The organism is Loktanella atrilutea (assembly GCF_900128995.1).
Classification (GTDB): domain Bacteria; phylum Pseudomonadota; class Alphaproteobacteria; order Rhodobacterales; family Rhodobacteraceae; genus Loktanella; species Loktanella atrilutea.
Window position 1 is genome coordinate 353,014 of the sequence record NZ_FQUE01000002.1, and the last position, 17,634, is coordinate 370,647.

Consider the following 17,634-nt stretch of genomic DNA (forward strand, 5'->3'; position numbering starts at 1 on the left):
CAATCCCATGCGTATCATCCGTGACACCCTTTATCTTGACCCGGCGGACCGTGGCGCCGCCGCTGCCATCGGAAATTTCGACGGGGTGCACCTTGGTCATCGCGCTGTCATCGACGCCGCGCGGGCCGCCGCACTGCAACTGGACGCCCCGCTCGGCCTGATGACGTTCGAGCCTCATCCTCGCCAGTTCTTCGCCCCCGACGCTCCGCCCTTCCGCCTGATGAATGCCGAGGCGCGTGCTAACGAACTGGCCAAGCAAGGGGTGGAAAAGCTGTACGAGGTGCCCTTCAACGCCGCCCTCGTCGCCCTGACCCCAGAGGAGTTTGCACAGAAGATCATTCATGACCGCCTCGGTCTTGCCCATGTCGTCGTGGGTGCGGATTTCTGCTTTGGCAAGGATCGCGCCGGTGATGCCAGCGACCTGCAGCGCTTCGGGGCAACGATGGGCTTTGGCGTGACGGTTGCCCCGATGCTGAAGCTGGAGGCAGGGCGCGTCAGTTCGACCGCGATCCGTACCGCCCTGACCGAAGGGCGTCCGCGCGACGCCGCGGCCATGCTGGGCCACTGGCACCGCATTGTCGGTGAAGTGATCCGCGGCGACCAGCGTGGACGCGACCTGGGCTACCCGACCGCCAACATGTCCATTGCCGGTCTGCATCCGCCGAAATTCGGCGTCTATGCCGTGCGGGTGGACATCGGGGACGGGCCGCACAAGGGCCGCTATCACGGCGCGGCCAGCATCGGCGTGCGCCCGATGTTCAACGGTGACGTGCCCAACTGCGAGACCTTCCTCTTCGACTTCAAGGGCGACCTCTACGGTCAGCACATTAGCGTCGCACTCGTCGATTATCTGCGGCCCGAGATGACGTTCGACGGCCTGCCCGCGCTGATTGCCCAGATGGACGCCGACTGCACCCGCGCGCGAGAGATCCTGAACGATGTCTGACGCCCCGAAGCCGGGCGGCATCGACCGCAATGGACTGCGTCCGCGGTTCTGGAAGACCGTCCCGATGGCCAAGCTGACCCGGCCGGAATGGGAAGCACTGTGTGACGGCTGCGGCAAGTGCTGCCTGAACAAGCTTGAGGACGAGGACACCGGCGAGGTCGCCCTGACCCGCGTCGCCTGCCGCCTGCTGGACAATGAGACCTGCCTTTGCGCCAAGTATCCCATACGCCACAAGTTCGTACCGGAATGTATCGTGCTGACGCCGAAGACGATACAGGACAACATGTACTGGCTGCCACAGACCTGCGCCTATCGCCTTGTCGCCGAAGGGCGTGACCTTTATCCGTGGCACCCGCTGCTAACCGGCGACCCGGACAGCCCGCACGCCGCCGGCGTCACCATGCGCGGCCAGACCCTGTCAGAGGTCGAGGTCAACGACGACGACTGGGAAAACAACATCATCGAGGAGCCGACCTGAATGTTCTTTGCCTCCGACAACGCCGGTCCGGCGCATCCCCGCGTGATGGACGCGCTGGTCGCTGCAAATCAGGGCTATGCCAGCGGCTATGGTGCCGACGCTCCTATGATCGAAGTGCGGCAGATGATCCGCGACATCTTCGAGGCGCCAGAGGCGGCCGTGCATCTGGTCGCCACCGGAACCGCCGCGAACGCGCTCACCCTCGCGACGCTATCCAATCCGTGGGAAGCGATCTTTTGTACACCCATGGCGCATATCCACGAGGACGAGTGTAACGCACCGGAATTCTACACCGGCGGCGCGAAGTTGGCGCTGGTCGAGGCGATCGACGCCAAAATGACCGCCCCCACCCTGCTGGCGGCGATCGAGCGAGAGGAAACGCGCGGTGTGCACGGTCCACAGCGCGGCCCGGTGTCGATCACGCAGGCGACGGAAAAGGGTACAGTCTATACCACGGCAGAGCTGATGGCGCTGACTGACGTGGCTCGATCCTTTGGCCTGAAGACGCATCTGGACGGGGCGCGGTTCACCAACGCCCTCGTGTCGCTTGGCTGCACCCCGGCAGAGATGACGTGGAAGGCCGGCATCGACGCCGTCAGCTTCGGCGGCACCAAGAACGGCCTGATCGGGGTCGAGGCCTGCGTCTTTTTCGATCCCGCTGTGTCCAAGCAGTTCGAGCTACGGCGCAAGCGCGGTGCACACCTATTTTCCAAGCACCGCTACCTTTCGGCCCAGATGCATGCTTATCTGACGGACGATCTGTGGCTGAACATGGCCCGGCAGGCCAATGCCGCCTGCGCCCGGCTGGTCCAGGGGCTGGAACAGGTGGAAGAGGTCGAGATCCAGTTCCCACCCCAGTCCAACCTTCTGTTCTTTAGCGCGCCCCGGTCGATGCACCAGCGGGCGCTGCAGGCCGGTGCGGTCTACTACGTCACCGGCGGTGATCCGGACTCGGGCCCGGCCGACGAGCGCCTGACCGGACGTCTTGTCTGCGATTGGTCCTGCGATCACGGCGCCATTGACCGCTTCATCGCGCATCTGAGGCAATAAGCGCCGCAACGGCAGCGGTGTCGGTCATCGGCACCATATGCCCCGCGCCGGCGATCACATGGTCCTGCGCCTGCGGGACAGACGCACAGATCGCAGCATGTATCGCCGGAATGATTGGCGGCGAGGTCTCGCCGCGTATCAGACTTACGGGCACCGACACTTTTGACAGCCGCGCCTTGACGGCGTGGATATCGTCCTGGATCGCCGGCACACCGGCCATGATCAACGGCATCCGACGCGCGAATGCGGCACGGGTGTGCGCCGGTAAAGCCGCCCATGCGCCGCCGCCCCAGTCACCGTGAAACAGCCGCGCTGCCCGGTCCAGATCGCCTGCATCGTAGGCGGCGTAGATCGACGTAAACCGCGCGATATGATCGGCACGGGCGTCAGCATCAGTTGCCAGAGCGAAATACACCGGTTCGATCAGCGTCAGCCGCGCGACCCGGTCCGGGTGGTCCAGCGCCATGCGCAGCGCCACGGTCGCGCCGAATGAATGGCCGATGACATGCAGGGGCCGGTCACACAGGTCGATCGCCGCCGCCATGTTCTCGGTCTGGTAATCGCCCCGCTTGTCCCAGTCCTCCGACCTCCCGTGCCCTATCAGGTCCATCAGGACCGAATCGCCGGCCAAGGTCTGCGCCAGTGGCAGCAGCGCCTCTGACCGAGCAAGCGTACAATGCAGCAGCAGGTTCTGCACGTCGCCACCGGTGCGGATCACATTGACGTCGTGCCCGCCGCGCGCCTCGACCGGCATCAGACCCGACCGGCCAGATGCGCCTCTAGGTCGTCCAGACGGTCCTCGCCCCAGAACCGCTGGTCCGTGTCGGTGATGAAGAAGGGTGCACCGAAGACGCCAAGGCGCACGGCTTCCTCCGTATTACGATGATATTCCTCCGCGCCCGCCAGCAGTCCGCTGTCGGCCAGCTTCGGATCGAAATCGGCGGCTTGCAGGCAATCGCGAATCACGTCGTCGTCGGCGATGTCGCGATCCTGGGCCCAGCAGGCTGCGGTCAGATTCGCGACCAGCGCCGCCATGCGCCCGCCCCCCGCGGCCTGCGCCGCGATGATGGCATACGAACTGGGTGCGGGATTGGTCGGGAAATGCGCGGGCTTCACATTCAGAGGCAATCCCAACAGGACTGATCGGCGGTGCAGGTCCTGCAGGCGGTAGTCCTGCCTGCTCGGATGTCTTTCCGGCACCGGCTGGCCGCCGGTGCGGGAAAAGACGCTCATCAGGTCGACGGGGCGATAGGTGATCGTAGCATCGTGCGCATTCGCGATCTCGGCGGGCCGCACGCCGCACAGATAGGTGTAGGGGCTGATCGTGGCGAAGAAGTAATCGATGTGAGCCATTTCAGTCAGCCTTTCAGGTGTTGATGTTTTCGGGACCGTAGCGGTGTGCTAGGCGGTGTCAACGCGCGGGCTTCTCCGCGACAGCTCCACAAGGACCTCCCATGGCGAACATGCATGAACCCAAGCTGATTTCCGGCAACGCGAACAGGCCTTTGGCCGAGGCGGTCGCCGCCCGCATGTCGATGCACCGGGGCATGGATGTCGGCTTGGTCGATGCGCGGGTGGAACGGTTCAACGATGGCGAAATCTTTGTCGAGGTCTTCGAAAACGTGCGCGGCGAGGACATGTACATCATCCAGCCGACCAGCAATCCGACAAACGACAACCTGATGGAACTCCTTATCATCGCCGACGCCCTGCGCCGGTCGTCCGCGGATCGCATCACGGCCGTGATGCCTTACTTCGGCTATGCCCGTCAGGATCGCCGGTCAAAGGCCCGCACGCCCATCACCGCCAAGCTGGTGGCCAACATCCTTGTCGAGGCTGGGATAGAGCGCATTCTGACGCTCGACCTGCACGCCACACAGATCCAGGGGTTCTTCGACATTCCGGTCGACAACCTATATGCCAGCCCGCTTTGGGCGCTCGATGTCATGCACAACTTCAAGGGCAACATGGAAGAAGTCATGGTCGTGTCCCCCGACGTCGGCGGCGTAGCCCGCGCGCGGGACTTGGCCCAGCGGATCGGCGCGCCCTTGTCCATCGTGGACAAGCGCCGCGGCAAACCGGGCGAGGTGGCCGAAATGACCGTCATCGGCGACGTAAAGGACCGTGTCTGCCTGATCGTCGACGACCTCGTCGACACTGCTGGCACCCTGTGCAAGGCGGCAGAGGTCCTGATGGAGAACGGCGCCAAGGAAGTGCATTCCTACATCACGCATGGCGTCCTGTCCGGCCCCGCGGTGGAGCGTGTGGCCAAATCCGTAATGAAGAACCTCGTGATCACCGACACGATCCAGCCCAAGGCCGAGACCCTGACCTGCCCCAACATCCGTATCGTGAAAACGGCGCCGATTTTCGCGCAGGCAATCCTGAACACATGGAATGGCACATCGGTGTCGTCGCTGTTCAACCACAAGACGCTGCAGCCGATCTACGAAGGCGTCTACAGCCGCTAGACGTCCCAACCGTCGTCGTTCGCAACGGCGCCCAGCGCGATCCAAGCGACGCGTACCCGTGCGACACGGGTGTCGCCCCACGTGCGGAAGACGATATCGAACCCGTCACGGTCGATCCGTTCGGCCGTCACGTCGGCCCGCGAATTGGTGCCCCGGGCGATGTCCCACATCGACATGGAGGTTTGCACGACGGGGACGACTGCAAATCCTTCTGCAAATCGAACGCGACGACGGGCCTCCCGCGGGCCCTCGCCGGTCCACATCTCTCCGTCGTCCTCGAAATCGGAGAACAGGACAAGATCGCCTTGATCGATGCCAAGACTGTGCTGACTGAATTTGCGCATCTTGGCGGCCTTGCATCGAGCGAAATGATCGGACCAACTTGATCGAATTCCGGCGCGTGAGAAGAAAAAAGGCCCCGCACGGCGGGGCCTTCTGGCAACTGTTACGCAAAAACAGCGATCAGCCGAAGTTCGACTGCTTTGGATCAAGGCCGATATGGCCGCCGACCGCGACCATGTCGGCAATCAGCTTGGCTGCGTCATCGACAGGGCCCGGTTCGTTGTCGAAGGTCTCGCGTGCCTTTTTCAGCTCTGCGTGGGCGTCCTTCATCATCGTGTCGTAGACCTCCTGGGACATCTCTCCACGCGGCAAGGCGCTTTCCGCCAGCACCGACACCGACGTCGCGGTGATTTCGGCAAAGCCGCCGATCACAACGAATTCGTCGGTGCCCTTGCTGTGGACGACTCGCAGCACGCCGGGGCGCAGGGTGGTGATGGTGGGCGCATGTCCCGCCATCGCCGTCATGTCGCCGTCGGCACCGGGGATTTGCACCTCGGAGGCCTCGACCGAGGCCAGACGGCGCTCGGGCGAGACGAGATCGAATTGCAGATGATCTGCCATGATCGCTCCTTACGCCGCGTCTGCGGCCATTTTCTCGGCTTTGGCCACGACTTGATCGATCCCGCCGACCATGTAGAACGCACCTTCCGGCAGATGATCGTATTCACCGGCCACGACCGCCTTGAACGACGCGATGGTGTCGTCCAACGGCACCTGCACACCGGGCGAACCGGTGAAGACCTGTGCCACGTCGAAGGGCTGCGACAGGAAGCGCTCGATCTTGCGGGCGCGCGCCACGGTGATCTTGTCGTCCTCGGACAGCTCGTCCATCCCGAGGATCGCGATGATGTCCTGCAGTGACTTGTAACGTTGCAGGATCTGCTGCACGTCGTTGGCGACACGGTAGTGCTCCTCACCCACGATGCCCGGATCGAGCAGGCGCGAGGTGGAGTCCAGCGGGTCCACGGCCGGGTAGATGCCCTTCTCCGAGATCGCACGGTTAAGAACCGTCGTCGCGTCGAGGTGGGCGAAGGACGTGGCGGGCGCCGGGTCCGTCAGGTCGTCGGCGGGCACGTAGATGGCCTGCACGGACGTGATCGAACCGTTCTTGGTCGAGGTGATGCGTTCCTGCATCGCACCCATGTCGGTCGCCAGCGTCGGCTGGTAGCCCACGGCGGAGGGAATGCGGCCCAGAAGCGCCGACACCTCGGACCCCGCCTGCGTGAAGCGGAAGATGTTGTCCACGAAGAACAGCACGTCGGTGCCGGACTGGTCGCGGAACTGCTCGGCCATGGTCAGGCCGGACAGGGCGACGCGCATGCGGGCCCCCGGCGGCTCGTTCATCTGACCGTAAACGAGGGCCACTTTGGACTTCGTCAGGTCCTCGGCGTTGATGACGCCGGATTCGATGAATTCATAGTAAAGGTCGTTGCCCTCACGCGTCCGCTCGCCCACGCCGGCGAAGACGGAGTAGCCGGAGTGCACCTTGGCGATGTTGTTGATCAGTTCCTGAATCAGAACCGTCTTGCCCACGCCGGCACCGCCGAACAGGCCGATCTTGCCGCCCTTGGCATAGGGGGCCAGCAGGTCGATGACCTTGATGCCGGTGACCAGCACTTCGGACGCGGTGGACTGCGCCTCGAACGACGGGGCCGTATTGTGGATCGAACGGCGCTCGGTTTCGCCGATCGGTCCTTTTTCATCGACGGGGTCGCCGACCACGTTCATGATCCGGCCGAGCGTCGCGTCGCCGACGGGCACGGTGATCGTGTCGTCCATGTCGGTGACTTCCTGACCGCGAACCAGACCTTCGGTCGCGTCCATCGCGATGCAGCGAACGGTGTTTTCACCAAGGTGCTGGGCGACTTCCATCGTCAGCGTCTTGCCGTTGTTATCGGTGGTCAGGGCGTTCAGGATTTCGGGCAGGTGATCCCCGAACTGGACGTCCACGACGGCACCAATCACCTGCGTGATCTTGCCTTTTGCGTTTGCCATAAGTGTTTCTCCAGTCTTCTTAGAGCGCTTCCGCGCCCGAAATGATTTCGATCAGCTCGTTGGTGATCTTGGCCTGACGCGAACGGTTGTACTCGATGGTCAGGTCTTCGATCATGTCGCCGGCGTTGCGCGTCGCGTTGTCCATGGCGGACATCCGGGCACCCTGTTCCGACGCCGCATTTTCCAGCAGGGCTGCAAAGATCTGCGTGGCGACGCCGCGCGGCAGCAGGTCGGCAAGGATCGCCTCTTCACTGGGCTCGTAGTCGTAGAGCGTGTTGGCGGCGTCGTTGACGTTGGCATCCGCCATAGCCTCGAACTTCGCCGGGATGATCTGCTGCGCGGTCGGATGCTGGGCCACGACGTTTTCGAACCGGGCGAAGAAGATCGTCGCCACATCGAATTCGCCGCCATCGAAGCGGTTCAGCACGTCGCGTGCGACACGCTGCGCATCCGCATAGGACATCCGCTTGACGTCGGACAGGTCGATGTGACCGACGAAATGCTCGCCCAGCTCGCGCCGAAGGCTGTCGCGGCCCTTCTTGCCGACAGTCAGGATCTTGACCATCTTGCCTTCGGACTTCAGCTTCTGCGCCCGCTGGCGCGCCAGCTTGGCGATGTTGGCGTTGAAACCACCGCACAGGCCCCGCTCTGCCGTCATGACGATCAGCAGATGCGTTTGGTCCGATCCGGTGCCGGCCAGCAGCGTCGGCGCAGAGGGAGAGCCCTCCGCTGCCTGGCTCAGACCTGCCATGACCGCGTTGAACCGCTCCGTGTAGGGGCGCGCGGCCTCGGCGGCATCCTGTGCCCGCCGCAGTTTTGCGGCGGCCACCATCTGCATGGCCTTGGTGATCTTGCGGGTCGACTTGACCGACGCGATCCGGTTTTTCAGGTCCTTGAGACTAGGCAAAACCTAAACTCCTCTCTCGGGCAAAGGTTATGCGAAATCCTTGGCGAAGGCGTCGATGGCGGCCTTCAGCTTGGCTTCCGCATCGCCCTTGATCTTGGGGTCCTCGGTCGTGATCATGTCCAGCACGTCACGGCCCTGCGTCCGCATATGCTTCAGCAGGCCCGCCTCGAAACGACCGACTTGCTTGGTGTCGATCTTGTCGAGGTAGCCATGCGTGCCGGCGTAGATGACGGCCACGATCTCTGCGTTGGTCAGCGGCGAATACTGCGGCTGCTTCATCAGTTCCGTCAGACGGGCACCACGATTCAGCAGACGCTGCGTTGCGGCGTCGAGGTCGGACCCGAACTGCGCAAAGGCCGCCATCTCGCGGTACTGGGCGAGTTCCAATTTAACCGGACCGGCAACGGACTTCATCGCGTTGGTCTGCGCAGCGGAACCGACGCGGGACACGGACAGACCGGTGTTTACGGCAGGGCGGATGCCCTGAAAGAACAGTTCCGTTTCCAGGAAGATCTGGCCGTCGGTGATCGAGATCACGTTCGTCGGAATGAACGCGGACACGTCGCCACCCTGCGTTTCGATGATCGGCAGCGCGGTCAGCGAGCCAGAGCCGTTGTCCTCGTTCAGCTTGGCCGAACGCTCCAGCAAGCGGGAGTGGAGGTAGAACACGTCGCCCGGGTAGGCTTCACGGCCCGGCGGACGGCGCAGCAGCAGGGACATCTGGCGGTAGGAAACGGCCTGCTTGGACAGGTCATCGTAGATGATCAGGGCGTGTTTGCCGTTGTCGCGGAAGTATTCGGCCATTGCGGTGGCGGAATAGGGTGCGAGGTACTGCATCGGTGCGGGGTCCGATGCGGTCGCGGCGACGACGGTCGTGTATTCGATCGCGCCCGTCTCTTCCAGCTTCTTCACCAGCTGGGCCACGGTGGACCGCTTCTGGCCAATCGCGACGTAGATGCAATACAGCTTCTGGCTGTCGTCGGTCGCCGCGTCGTTGTAGGACTTCTGGTTCAGGATCGTGTCGAGCGCCACGGCGGTCTTGCCGGTCTGACGGTCCCCGATGATCAGCTCGCGCTGGCCTCGGCCGATCGGGATCATGGAGTCGATGGCCTTCAGGCCCGTCGGCATCGGCTCGTGCACGGATTTGCGCGGAATGATGCCCGGTGCTTTCACGTCGGCCACGCGACGCTCTGACGCGTCGATGGCGCCCTTGCCATCCAGCGGGTTGCCAAGGCCGTCCACGACGCGACCCAACAGGCCCAGACCGGCGGGCACGTCCACGATGGACTTGGTGCGCTTGACGGTGTCGCCTTCCTTGATGTCGCGGTCGGACCCGAAGATCACGACACCGACGTTGTCGGATTCGAGGTTCAGGGCCATCCCGCGGATGCCGCCGGGGAATTCGACCATCTCGCCCGCCTGCACGGCGTCGAGGCCGTATACACGGGCGATACCGTCACCGACGGACAGCACGCGGCCGACTTCGGCGACTTCGGCATCCTGACCGAAGTTCTTGATCTGGTCCTTCAGGATCGCAGAGATTTCAGACGCTTGGATCGCCATTATCCGACCTCTTTCATGTTGTTCTGGAGTGCATTGAGTTTGGACGCGATCGACGTGTCGATCATGCGGGAGCCGACCTTGACGATCAGACCACCCAGAATGGAGGCGTCCACGGTTTCCTTGATGCCGACGGTCTTGCCGAATTTTTCCGACAGGGTGTTGGCCAGTGCGTTACGCTGGTCGTCCGACAGGGCAGTCGCGGTCGTGACCTCGGCAGTCATCTCGCCGCGGTCCGTAGCCAGCATGTCGCGCAACGTTCCGACGATACCCGGCAGCACGAACAGCCGCCGCTTGTCCGCCAACAGGCCCAGCAGATTCGTCATCGTCTCCGACAGACCCATCTTGGTCGCGATCGCCTTCATGGCATCCGCCTGCTCGTCGCGGCCATAAAGCGGCGACGTGATCAGATCACGAAAATCCGAACTCTCTGACAATGCGGTGTCAAGCGCGTCGACATCCTGTTCCATCGCCTTGAGATTGTTGCCTTCCTTGGCGATGTCGAACACGGCCGACGCATAGCGCCCGGCGATACCCTGTGTGATCGAAGCTGGTTCGGACACGTCCACCCTTCCGATATAAGGCCCCCGTGACCCCAAGAGGGTCCGGAGGCGTTCACGTCTCCCCGATTGTTACCGAGGCATTAAAATCCGTGTCGATCTAGCAGAGGAGTTCCCGCCCCGCAACAAGCTATGGTGATTTTAGTTGACGGGCCGACACCGACTTTTCCACGGTTTCGGTACTGCGGCAACGCGCCGCAGCGGTCAGACCGGGACTGCGTCCGGCATGGGAGCGAGCACCGATGCGCGTGACCGGGCGCGCAGTCCGGGACCCGACGCGGCAGGCGATTGCTTGCAGGCTTCGACGATCAGCACGCCGCCGCCGGCCAGCATCGGGATATTGTGACCCGCCCGTTCCAGTACTCCCGCCATCCGTCGCCAGACCGGGTTGTGCGAAGGCGGCTGGTAGAGTGTCGCCCGGACCGTGCCGATATCGAAATCATGCGCCCGCAGTTGGCTTTCCAGTTGACTCGGTGAATACGGACGGCCGAAGCCGAAGGGTGTCCTGTCCGATCGCGACCAAAGCCCCGCGCGGTTCGGGACGATGAAGATCGCCCGCCCCCCCGGCCCCAGTACGCGGTGACACTCGTTCAGCACGCCTGTCGGATGATCCGTCGTCTCCAGCCCGTGCATGACGACCAGCTTGTCGACGAACCCGGTCGGCAGGGGCCAGAGCGTATCCTCGCACAGGACCGACACGTTCGGCTGTCCCGCGGGCCAGGGCATGACGCCCTGCGGTCCGGGCATCAGGCCAATGACGCGGCGGGCCCCCCCAAGGTAGGGGCGCAGCAATGGGACGGCGAAACCAAAGCCCGCGACCGTCTGGCCCTTTGCCTCCGGCCACATTCGCACCAGTTCATCCCGTATCACCTTCTGCGCCGCCCGTCCCAGCGCGCTGCGATAATAGAAGTTGCGCAGATGAAGAACGTCCAGATGCATTGCGGTGAACGAGGTCCCAAGGCCGGTACGCGTTACCCTAGCAAAGAAAAGCGAAGTTGCCATGCCCGTTGAACTGATCACCATTCCCTGCCTGTCCGACAATTATGCTTACCTGATCCATAACGACGCCAGTGGTCAGACGGCCCTCGTGGACGTCCCGGAAGCGGCACCAATTCAAGCCGAATTGGACCGGCGCGGCTGGACCCTGACGGACATCCTGCTGACGCACCACCATGACGATCACGTTCAGGGGCTGGATGCGCTGCGCAATGATGCCAGAGTCATCGGTGCCCGGGCCGACGCCCACCGGCTGCCCCGCCTTGATACCGAAGTGGCGGAGGGCGACACGATCACCGTCTGCGACCGTGCCGTCACAGTCATGGACGTCTCGGGGCATACCATCGGCCACATCGCTTTCTACATGCCCGATGAAAGCCTTCTGTTCACCGCCGACAGTCTGATGGCGATGGGCTGCGGTCGGCTCTTCGAGGGGACCCCGGCGCAGATGTGGGACAGTCTGCAGCGCCTGCGCGCCCTGCCCGGCGACACCACCGTCTGCTCCGGCCATGAATACACGATGACGAACGCCCGTTTCGCACTCTCTCTTGAACCGGGGAACAAAGCGATTATTTCTCGTCATGAGGCAACGAAGACGGCGCGTGAAAACGGCCGCGCCACCGTCCCGTCGCTCTTGTCGCTGGAATGCGAGACCAACCCGTTCCTGCGTGCGGACGATCCGGTTCTGGCAAAGGCCATCGCCATGGCCGATGCGCAACCTGCCGAAATTTTCACCGAAATCCGGGCCCGCAGGGACCGGTTCTGACAGCATTGCCCGGGCGCATGTCCAAAAGGCCCGCCTGACCGCCGCGTTCACGACACGTCAGTCTTTTTGTGAACAGGCTTGGCAAGAAAAAACTTGAAGGTCGGGCCGAAAAGCCAAACCTTGGAAGATAAGGCCACGGTCCGATCAGGCTGACCTGCCCACCGGACCCCCGAACAGCAAGGAGCACCCGAAGTGCCATCTTTTTCCACGACGCTCGAGCAGTCCATTCACGGTGCCCTGGCCCTCGCCAACGCCCGTCGCCACGAACTCGCCACGCTGGAACACCTGCTGCTGGCCCTGATCGACGAACCCGATGCGGCGCGTGTGATGCGGGCCTGCTCGGTCGATCTGGACGAGTTGCGCAAGGATCTCGAGGAATTTATTTCCGATGACCTTTCGACGCTGGAAACCGACGTCGACGGGTCAGAGGCCGTGCCGACCGCTGCCTTCCAGCGCGTCATCCAGCGCGCGGCGATCCACGTCCAGTCGTCGGGCCGGACCGAAGTGACCGGCGCGAATGTGCTGGTCGCGATCTTTGCGGAACGTGAAAGCAACGCGGCCTATTTCCTGCAGGAGCAGGACATGACCCGTTACGACGCAGTCAATTTCATCGCGCATGGCGTGGCGAAGGATCCGGCGTTCGGCGAAAGCCGCCCGGTCACAGGCTCGCCGCAACCGGACGAGGACGAAAGCGTGACCGACGGGGACAAGAAGGAATCCGCACTGGCAAAATACTGCGTGGACCTGAACGAGAAGGCGGGCAAGGGCGACCTCGATCCGCTGATCGGTCGTGCCCACGAGGTCGAGCGCTGCATTCAGGTGCTCTGTCGCCGCCGCAAGAACAACCCGCTGCTGGTGGGCGATCCGGGTGTCGGCAAGACGGCCATCGCCGAAGGCCTCGCCTACAAGATCGTCAGCAAGGAGGTGCCGGAGGTTCTGGCCCACGCCACGATCTACAGCCTCGACATGGGCGCGCTGCTGGCCGGCACCCGCTACCGCGGCGACTTCGAAGAGCGACTGAAGGCCGTCATGACCGAGATGGAGAACCACAAGGACGCGGTCCTCTTCATCGACGAGATCCACACGATCATCGGCGCCGGTGCGACGTCCGGCGGTGCGATGGATGCGTCCAACCTGTTGAAGCCTGCACTTCAAGGCGGCAAGCTGCGGTGCATGGGGTCGACGACCTACAAGGAGTTCCGCCAGCACTTCGAAAAGGACCGCGCGCTAAGCCGCCGGTTCCAGAAGATCGACGTGAACGAGCCTTCGGTCGATGACGCGGTCAAGATCCTCAAGGGCCTCAAGCCCTATTTCGAGGAGCATCACGGCGTAAAATACACCGCCGAAGCGATCCGCACGGCGGTCGAACTGTCCGCCCGCTACATCAACGACCGCAAGTTGCCCGATAAGGCCATCGACGTCATCGACGAGGCCGGTGCCAGCCAGCAATTGATCGCGGAATCCAAGCGCCGCAAGACCATCGGCGTGAAGGAGATCGAAAGCGTCGTCGCCAAGATCGCCCGCATTCCGCCGAAGAACGTCAGCAAGGACGATGCAGAGGTGCTCAAGGACCTCGAGGGCTCGCTCAAGCGCGTCGTCTTCGGTCAGGACAAGGCGATCGAAGCGCTGTCGTCGGCCATCAAGCTGGCCCGTGCCGGTCTGCGCGAGCCGGAAAAGCCGATCGGCAACTACCTGTTTGCGGGTCCGACCGGCGTCGGCAAGACCGAGGTGGCCAAGCAGCTGGCGGATACGCTGGGGGTGGAACTGATCCGCTTCGACATGTCCGAGTACATGGAAAAGCACGCTGTTTCCCGTCTGATCGGCGCGCCTCCGGGCTACGTCGGCTTCGACCAGGGCGGCATGCTGACCGACGGCGTCGACCAGAACCCGCACTGCGTGCTGCTGCTGGACGAGATGGAGAAGGCGCACCCGGATGTCTACAACATCCTGCTGCAGGTCATGGACCATGGGAAACTGACCGACCACAATGGCCGGACAACGGACTTCCGCAACGTGATCCTGATCATGACCAGCAACGCCGGTGCGGCCGAGATGGGCAAGAATGCGATGGGCTTCGGCCGTGAAACGCGCGAGGGCGAGGATACCGCCGCCATCGAGCGGATCTTCACGCCAGAGTTCCGCAACCGTCTGGACGCGATCATCAGCTTCGGCGCCCTGCCGAAAGAGGTGATCATGAAGGTTGTCGAGAAGTTCGTCCTGCAACTCGAAGCGCAGCTGATCGATCGGAACGTCCATATTGAGCTGTCGCCGGCGGCCGCAGACTGGCTGGCCGACAAGGGTTACGATGCCAAGATGGGCGCGCGCCCACTCGGTCGCGTGATCCAGGAGCACATCAAGAAGCCGCTGGCCGAGGAACTTCTGTTCGGCAAGCTGGTGAAGGGTGGTCTGGTAAAGGTCGGCGTGAAGGACAAGCAGCTTCACCTGACGTTCGAAGCGCCCGAACAGGGCCGGATCGCGGGCAAGAAGCCTCCCTTGCTGACTGCCGAGTGATCCGACACGTCGTTATAGCCTTCCTGTCCCTCGCAGCCACATCGGCTGCGGGGGATATTCTTTTGGAGGTCCCATTGGACTGCGACCTGACGCAGACCTGCTACATCCAGCAGGGCGTGGACCATGATCCCGGCCCGGGCGCGCAGGATTACCTATGCGACGGCCTAAGTTACAATGGCCACAAGGGCACCGACTTTGCCCTTCCATCCCTCGCAATGCAGGCTGCCGGCGTGAATGTGCGGGCCTCGGCCGCCGGCATCGTGCGCGGCGTGCGCAACGACATGATGGACGTCCTGCAGGGCGCGCCCGGCGCCCCAGACGTGTCTGACCGCGAGTGCGGCAATGGTCTTGTCATCAACCACCCCGACGGCTGGGAAACGCAGTATTGTCATATGAAGCAAGGCTCCGTTACCGTGCAGCCGGGACAGACAGTGGCCGCGGGCGATGTGCTGGGACAAGTCGGTCTCTCGGGGCAGACCCAATTTCCCCATGTTCACCTATCGGTCCGTCATGATGGCGTCGTGGTCGACCCCTTCGCGCCAGATGCCTTGACCACATGTGGGGCGGCACCCTCTCGCACCCTTTGGAACGCCCCCGTGCCCTTTCCGCCCGGTGGCCTGATCGCTGTTGGCTTCGGCGATGCGGTGCCTGATTACGACGTGATCAAGGCGGGGAATGCTGCGCACGATGACATGCCGACGACAGCGCCCGGCCTCGTGCTTTGGGGCTTTGCCTATGGGGCCCGCACCGGCGACACTTTGACCCTGACGATCCGCGACGAGCAGGAAGAGGTCTTTGCAGACACCCAGACGATAGATCGCGATCGGGCCCAACTGTTCCGCGCCGGTGGCAGACGCACGCCACCCGGCGGCTGGCCCGCCGGTGTCTACACTGGCACGGTGAAAATGCAGCGCGACGGCACCACGCTCGACGTGCAGACGACGCAGGTCGTTCTGAATTAGCGCTCCGTCAGCTTCAATTCGATTCGGCGGTTCTGGGCTCTGGCCTCTGCCGTATCGGCGGGGTTCAGCGGCTGGAACTCGGCGAAACCGTTGGCCGACATCCGGCTCGGTGCGATTCCGAGCGTTTCCATGTACTTCACCACCGACAGGGCGCGGGCCTGCGACAGCTCCCAGTTGTCGGCGTAGCGCCCGTTGCCGGACAGCGGCGTCGTGTCGGTGTGGCCGTCCACCCGAATGATCCAGTCGATATCCGGCGGGATCCGGTCGGCGATCTGCCGCAAGATCGTAGCAACCTTCGCGATCTCGGCGCGCCCCCGCTCCGACAGCGTCGCATCGCCCGGCCCGAACAACACCTCTGATGAAAAGACGAAGCGGTCACCGGCAATCTGGACGCCGTCCATGCCCTCGACCACGCCACGCAACTCGCCGAAGAAATCGGACCGGAACCGCTCGAGGTTCTGCGTTTCGGCCTGCAACCGCGCGGTCTCCGCTTCCAGCCGCTGCCGCTCCGCCTCCTCCAGCGCGCGACGACGGCGCTCCTCCGCCGCAACGCGGGCGAGCGCGGTGTTTAGCTGCGATCCGAGTTGTTCGATCTGGACCTGCGCATCGGCACTGTCATCGTTCGCGACGTTCAGCAAAGACTGCAGCGTGCCGACCTGCTGGCGTAGGGCCGCAACCTGCTCGTTCAGCAGCGCTGTCTGCCGCTGCGCCTCGGCGCTTTGCTTTTGCTCATCACTCAGTTCCGCCTGCGCCGTGACCAGCAGCGCCTCCTGTCGATCGGCCGCTGCCTGCGCCTCGGTTCCGGCGGACAGCGCCTCTGCCAGACGGGCTTGCAGATCGGCCCGGTCCTGCGCCGTATCCGAAGTCGTCGTCGACAGGCTCGCCACCTGCGCCCGCAAGGCATCCCGTGCCAGAAGTGCCTCGGCCAGACGATCTTCCAGCGAAGCGCTGCGTGCGGTCGCGTCGGCGGCTTCGGCCTTGGCCGCCTCCTGCGCCAGCACCATGGCCGCGAGACGCGATTGCAGCTCCGTTTCGGACGATGCCTCTTGCGACCGTGCCGCGTCCAACGCCGCCTGCGCATCCTTCAGGGCACTTTCGGACTCTCGTCCCGCCGCGACCGCCGCGGCGAGCCGCGTCGTCAGATCGTCCGTCTGCGCCGCGGCGTCGTCCAGCCGGGCACGCGCATCGGCAAGCTCCGCCGCGGTCTTGTCCTGCAGCGACAGCGCCGCCGCCAATCGCGCGTCCAGATCGGACCCTTGGCTCAGTGCTCCAGCCAGATCGGTCTCGGCCTGCTGCTGCGCCAGCAGGGCCGCTGACAGGTTCATTTGCAGGTCGTCCCGCGCCGCCTGAGCCGCGGCCAGCAGGGTCAAAGTCTCCTCCGCCTTGCGCCGCTGCTCCTCCAGCGACAGGGTCATCGCCGTCAGTTCCGTACTGGAATCGGCCAGCCGCTTTCGCAACGCCTCTGCCGCCGCGGCATCGGTCAACTGGGCCGCCTCTAGATCACTGATCTGCGTTGTCTGGTCAGTTGTCTTCGTCTGCAGTTGAGCAACCATCGCTTCCAGAGCTTCGCGCCGGGCCGCGGCCAGACGGGCCGCCTCGGCTTGCGAATCGACCTCGGTCCGTGCGCTCGCAAGCGCGAGGTTCAGCTGCTCCTGTTCGGTCATCAGGTCAGCATTGCTCTTTTCCAGACCGGCCACGCGATCAGACAAGTCTGTCCGTTGTGCCAGCAGACCGGCGACTTGCGCTTCGAACCCGGTGATCCGGTTCTCCGCGTCCTGCAAAGCAGCCGCCGTCTGATCCCGCTCGCCGATCAAGGATGCGATCTGGCTTGCTTGCGCATCGTTGTCCGCCGTCAGCGCGGCGTTGTCATCCCGCGCCAGCCCCAGCGCATCGGTCAGTGATGCCACCTGCCCCGCAAGGGCATCCAGTTCAGAAGCCTGCCCGGTGATCGTCTCTCTCAGCACGAACTGAATGACCATGAAGATCGTCAGAACGAACATCAACACCAGCAGCAGGCCGGTCATCGCATCGACGAAGCCGGGCCAGATATTGGCGTTCATGCGCTGGTTGCGACGGGATAGCGCCATGGG

The 17,634-nt window shown here is 63.7% G+C and carries 17 protein-coding genes; 7 read left to right on the plus strand and 10 right to left on the minus strand.

The window, feature by feature from the left end; translation table 11 throughout:
- Positions 1-7 precede the first annotated feature (7 nt).
- The 3 genes from BUA54_RS06915 to BUA54_RS06925 are packed head-to-tail and all read left to right on the plus strand — an operon-like array spanning position 8 to position 2,474.
- Complete coding sequence (locus BUA54_RS06915) at positions 8-946, plus strand: bifunctional riboflavin kinase/FAD synthetase (protein WP_072856493.1); 939 nt, start codon at positions 8-10, stop codon at positions 944-946.
- The gene (locus tag BUA54_RS06920) at positions 939-1,424 is read left to right on the plus strand and encodes a YcgN family cysteine cluster protein (protein ID WP_072856494.1); all 486 of its coding nucleotides are present in this window, start codon (positions 939-941) and stop codon (positions 1,422-1,424) included. Before BUA54_RS06915 ends, BUA54_RS06920 begins: the two co-directional genes overlap by 8 nt.
- Positions 1,425-2,474, plus strand: coding sequence for a threonine aldolase family protein (locus BUA54_RS06925; protein ID WP_072856495.1), 1,050 nt, complete (start codon positions 1,425-1,427; stop codon positions 2,472-2,474).
- Here the strand turns inward: BUA54_RS06925 and BUA54_RS06930 are convergent.
- Positions 2,452-3,228, minus strand: coding sequence for an alpha/beta fold hydrolase (locus tag BUA54_RS06930; protein WP_072856496.1), 777 nt, complete (start codon positions 3,226-3,228; stop codon positions 2,452-2,454). The two genes, BUA54_RS06925 and BUA54_RS06930, sit on opposite strands and share 23 nt — an antisense overlap.
- On the minus strand, positions 3,228-3,827 hold the full coding sequence (locus BUA54_RS06935; RefSeq protein ID WP_072856497.1) for a 2-hydroxychromene-2-carboxylate isomerase: 600 nt from the start codon (positions 3,825-3,827) through the stop codon (positions 3,228-3,230). Before BUA54_RS06935 ends, BUA54_RS06930 begins: the two co-directional genes overlap by 1 nt.
- Positions 3,828-3,928: 101 nt before the next feature.
- Between BUA54_RS06935 and BUA54_RS06940 the strand changes: the two genes are divergently transcribed.
- Positions 3,929-4,945: a ribose-phosphate pyrophosphokinase gene (locus BUA54_RS06940; RefSeq protein ID WP_072856498.1), complete on the plus strand. Its 1,017-nt coding sequence runs from the start codon at positions 3,929-3,931 to the stop codon at positions 4,943-4,945.
- On the opposite strand, the gene BUA54_RS06945 is transcribed toward BUA54_RS06940, so the two are convergent.
- The 7 genes from BUA54_RS06945 to BUA54_RS06975 form a co-directional block, all read right to left on the minus strand.
- The gene (locus tag BUA54_RS06945) at positions 4,942-5,289 is read right to left on the minus strand and encodes an H-type lectin domain-containing protein (protein WP_072856499.1); all 348 of its coding nucleotides are present in this window, start codon (positions 5,287-5,289) and stop codon (positions 4,942-4,944) included. The genes BUA54_RS06940 and BUA54_RS06945 overlap by 4 nt on opposite strands.
- Before the next feature lie 118 nt (positions 5,290-5,407).
- A complete protein-coding gene (locus BUA54_RS06950; protein WP_072856500.1) occupies positions 5,408-5,848 on the minus strand; it encodes a F0F1 ATP synthase subunit epsilon in 441 nt (146 codons plus the stop codon).
- Between the two features lie 9 nt (positions 5,849-5,857).
- Complete coding sequence (gene atpD / locus BUA54_RS06955) at positions 5,858-7,282, minus strand: F0F1 ATP synthase subunit beta (protein ID WP_072856501.1); 1,425 nt, start codon at positions 7,280-7,282, stop codon at positions 5,858-5,860.
- Between the two features lie 19 nt (positions 7,283-7,301).
- Positions 7,302-8,189 (minus strand): F0F1 ATP synthase subunit gamma, encoded by an 888-nt coding sequence (locus tag BUA54_RS06960; RefSeq protein ID WP_072856502.1) that lies wholly within the window; start codon positions 8,187-8,189, stop codon positions 7,302-7,304.
- Positions 8,190-8,216: 27 nt separating this feature from the next.
- Entirely contained in the window at positions 8,217-9,752 is a 1,536-nt protein-coding gene (gene atpA / locus BUA54_RS06965; RefSeq protein WP_072856503.1) for a F0F1 ATP synthase subunit alpha, read from the minus strand.
- A complete protein-coding gene (locus BUA54_RS06970) occupies positions 9,752-10,318 on the minus strand; it encodes a F0F1 ATP synthase subunit delta (protein ID WP_072856504.1) in 567 nt (188 codons plus the stop codon). The genes atpA and BUA54_RS06970 overlap by 1 nt, the downstream gene beginning before the upstream one ends.
- Positions 10,319-10,513: 195 nt before the next feature.
- Complete coding sequence (locus BUA54_RS06975; RefSeq protein WP_072856505.1) at positions 10,514-11,248, minus strand: class I SAM-dependent methyltransferase; 735 nt, start codon at positions 11,246-11,248, stop codon at positions 10,514-10,516.
- Positions 11,249-11,309: 61 nt separating this feature from the next.
- Here BUA54_RS06975 and gloB point away from each other — a divergent pair, with 61 nt between their 5' ends.
- From gloB to BUA54_RS06990, 3 genes are all read left to right on the plus strand, one after another.
- Positions 11,310-12,071 carry a hydroxyacylglutathione hydrolase gene (gloB, locus tag BUA54_RS06980; RefSeq protein WP_072856506.1) on the plus strand — a complete coding sequence of 254 codons (762 nt, stop codon included), beginning with the start codon at positions 11,310-11,312 and terminating at the stop codon, positions 12,069-12,071.
- 192 nt (positions 12,072-12,263) lie between these two features.
- On the plus strand, positions 12,264-14,582 hold the full coding sequence (gene clpA / locus BUA54_RS06985; RefSeq protein WP_072856507.1) for an ATP-dependent Clp protease ATP-binding subunit ClpA: 2,319 nt from the start codon (positions 12,264-12,266) through the stop codon (positions 14,580-14,582).
- Between the two features lie 62 nt (positions 14,583-14,644).
- Entirely contained in the window at positions 14,645-15,544 is a 900-nt protein-coding gene (locus BUA54_RS06990) for a M23 family metallopeptidase (protein WP_245810589.1), read from the plus strand.
- On the opposite strand, the gene BUA54_RS06995 is transcribed toward BUA54_RS06990, so the two are convergent.
- The gene (locus BUA54_RS06995; RefSeq protein ID WP_072856508.1) at positions 15,541-17,631 is read right to left on the minus strand and encodes a peptidoglycan -binding protein; all 2,091 of its coding nucleotides are present in this window, start codon (positions 17,629-17,631) and stop codon (positions 15,541-15,543) included. The two genes, BUA54_RS06990 and BUA54_RS06995, sit on opposite strands and share 4 nt — an antisense overlap.
- Positions 17,632-17,634 lie beyond the last annotated feature (3 nt).